This is a genomic window from Arenimonas malthae CC-JY-1, assembly GCF_000747075.1.
GTDB lineage: Bacteria > Pseudomonadota > Gammaproteobacteria > Xanthomonadales > Xanthomonadaceae > Arenimonas > Arenimonas malthae.
In genome coordinates this window covers 1-2,720 of sequence record NZ_AVCH01000087.1, presented here as the reverse complement: position 1 = coordinate 2,720, position 2,720 = coordinate 1, and the positions used below count along the sequence as shown (strand labels likewise).

Here is a 2,720-nt window from a genome sequence, read left to right as displayed (position 1 = left end):
GAGGGCGGCTGCAGCGCGTGACCGCGGCCTACGAAGCCCACCGCCGCGACGGCGCGCTGCCCAGCACCTGGGAAGTGCTGACCGCCCAGGCCTGGGGGCCGGCGCCGGGCGCGCCGCGCCGCGAAGGCGGCGCCGACCTGGCCACCTTCCCGGCCGACCGCATCCCCCTGCGCCGGCGCTGAGCGATAGACTCGGGCGGACCGACCCGCCCAGGAGCGTGCGCATGCCCCGTTTCCCCCGCCTTTCCGCGCTGGCCGCCGTGCTGCTGCTCGCCGGCTGCGCCTCCGACCCCGAGGTGCGACCCGTGGCCGAGACTCCTATCGAAGGCATCGACTGGCGGCTGGTGGCCACCACCAGCGAACGCAGCGTGCCCACCCGCGGCGCCGGTTCCGCGGTGCTGCGCGTGGACGGCGAGCGCTTTTCGCTCACCGGCCCCTGCAACCAGCACGGCGGCGCCTTCGCGCGCAGCGGCAACGAACTGCGTTTCGGCGGCGAAAACGGCGCCATCATCAGCACGAAGATGATGTGCCCCGGCGAACTGATGGCGCGCGAATCGGCGCTGCTCTCGGCGCTGCGCCAGCCGGTGCGGGCCGTGTTCGAAGGCCCCTTCCTGAGCCTGGTGGCCGCCGACGGCGCGAGCTGGCGCTTCGACCGCCGCGCCGCCACCACCGAAGCCGCCGGCGAACCGATGGTGGTGCAGGTGGCCGGCCACCGCGCGCCCTGCGCCGGCGGCCTGTGCCTGCAGGTACGCACGCAGCCGGGCGCGGCCTGGGAGCCGTATTACGGCGACATCGAAGGCTTCGCCTGGGAATCGGGCGTGGACGCCGTGCTGCGCGTGCGCGAAACCAGCGGCGACGACGGCCAGCGCAAGTGGGTGCTGGTGGAAGTGCTCGAAACCGGGCGCTGAGCGGATTCAACGCACCGCGTCGAGCGGGCTGCGCACGGCGTTGGCGCCGCGGCCCAGCACGTGCGTGTAGATCTGCGTGGTGGCCAGGTCCTTGTGGCCCAGCAGCGCCTGCACCGTGCGGATGTCGTAACCCGATTCGAGCAGGTGGGTGGCGAAGCTGTGGCGCAGCGTGTGCGCGCTGACCGGCTTGTCCAGGCCCAGGCGCCTGGCCGCGAGCTTGAGGTGGCGTGACAGCGCTTCTTCGCCCACGTGGTGGCGGCGCGTGATTCCGCTCTTCGGGTCTTCCGACAGCGTGTCGGACGGGAACACGTACTGCCAGCCCGGCTCGGTGGCGGCGTTCGGGTATTTGCGCGCCAGCGCGTGCGGCAGCCACACCCGGCCGTGGCCGGCGGCCAGGTCGGCCGCGTGCAGGCGGCGGGCGCGGGCGATGGCCTCGCGCAGCGGCTGCTGCAACGAGGCGGGCAGCATCGTGCGGCGGTCCTTGCCGCCCTTGCCGTCGCGCACCAGGATTTCCTGGCGGTCGAAGTCCACGTCCTTGATGCGCAGGCGCAGCCCTTCCATCAGCCGCATGCCGGTGCCGTAGAGCAGGGATGCCAGTACGCGCGGCCGGCCCTGCATCAGTTCGAGAAGACTGCGCACCTCGTCGGCCGACAGCACCGACGGCAAGCGCCGAGGCCGCTTGGCGCGCACCACGTCGTCCATCCACGGCAGCTTGAGCTCGAGCACCTCCCGGTAAAGGAACAGCAGCGCCGACAAGGCCTGGTTCTGCGTACTGGCCGCCACGTTTCCCTGCACCGCCAGCCGCGTAAGAAACGCCGCCACTTCCCGCCCACCCAACTCGCGCGGATGCCGCCCCCGGTGCGCCTGTATAAACCGCCGCACCCACCCGAGATACGCCGCCTCGGTGCGCAAGCTGTAGTGTTTGGCGCGGATACGGTCGCGAACAACCTGCAACAAGCCGGGACGTGCCGGCCCGGCGCCTTCCCGCGCTACACCGTCATTTGAGGGCAGTTCCGCGCTACGCCGGCGTTTGTTCTCCATACGAAGCGACGATGGACGCCGCGAGGGCCGTCCGCCGTCCGCCAAACGATTGATCAGGAGTGAGAATTTGTCTCCCTCACCTGAATGCGCAGGCCGATGTCTGGCGCTATGCTCGACTAGAAACCACTACTAGTTGTTAGGCCAGTGCTTATTGGAATTTCCAGCCAGCTGAGAATAGGTGCGGCAATCGGCCTCGCTTTCGGATCCTTGGCGCTACTGACTGCTGAGTTCATCGCTACGTCTCGCAGCCTTCTGATGGGCGCAGGTCTTGCTCTGGCCGCTGTTCTTCTTCAATCCGCCGTTCACTTCCGTCGACTCTTGACTTGGTCTGGCTACATGGGGGCGGCTGCGCAGGTCAGATCAGCTCATCCTTTTGGTATCTCATGGCCAATCACCCTGAGCGCCCCTCTTGCGCTATTCGCATTCAATGCGCAGGGCCTCTCGGGCATCAACATACTTCCTGGCCTCTTGGCCTGGACTGCCACCCTGCTTCTGTCAATTTCTGGGATTCTGGCCTTGGCACTTGCGGTTGCTGAGAGGCGCTGGTCTTATCGGCCTAACTAATCATTCAAGCCGACGCCTTCGGCGCGGCTTAACTCAGGCGTTAGCCCGCGTTGGAAGTGGGGAGTGTCGTGGGTCAAGCGCGGATCGCTCGTGGCGCGCCACGCAACTCCGCTTCGCCTGGCACCACGCATCAAGCGCTTTCGGTAAGGCCCGCGGTACAGTCTTTCGGCAAGGCCATAGTCGGCCAGTCCATCGCCGCCGCGGTCTA

At 68.3% G+C, this 2,720-nt stretch carries 2 protein-coding genes and 1 pseudogene; 2 read left to right on the top strand and 1 reads right to left on the bottom strand.

The annotated features are described in order from the left end of the window. A pseudogene (locus N790_RS15900) lies at positions 1 to 182 on the top strand (malonyl-[acyl-carrier protein] O-methyltransferase BioC); the annotation flags it as partial. 41 nt (positions 183 to 223) lie between these two features. Further along, positions 224 to 907: an META and DUF4377 domain-containing protein gene (locus tag N790_RS04855; protein WP_043801488.1), complete on the top strand. Its 684-nt coding sequence runs from the start codon at positions 224 to 226 to the stop codon at positions 905 to 907. A gap of 6 nt (positions 908 to 913) precedes the next feature. On the opposite strand, the gene N790_RS04850 is transcribed toward N790_RS04855, so the two are convergent. Next, complete coding sequence (locus N790_RS04850) at positions 914 to 1,864, bottom strand: integron integrase (RefSeq protein ID WP_043801485.1); 951 nt, start codon at positions 1,862 to 1,864, stop codon at positions 914 to 916. Between the last annotated feature and the right edge of the window lie 856 nt (positions 1,865 to 2,720).

Coding starts and splice junctions, on each gene's coding strand:
- N790_RS04855 (WP_043801488.1), top strand. CDS start 224: ATGCCCCGTTTCCCCCGCCTTTCCGCGCTGGCCGCCGTGCTGCTGCTC.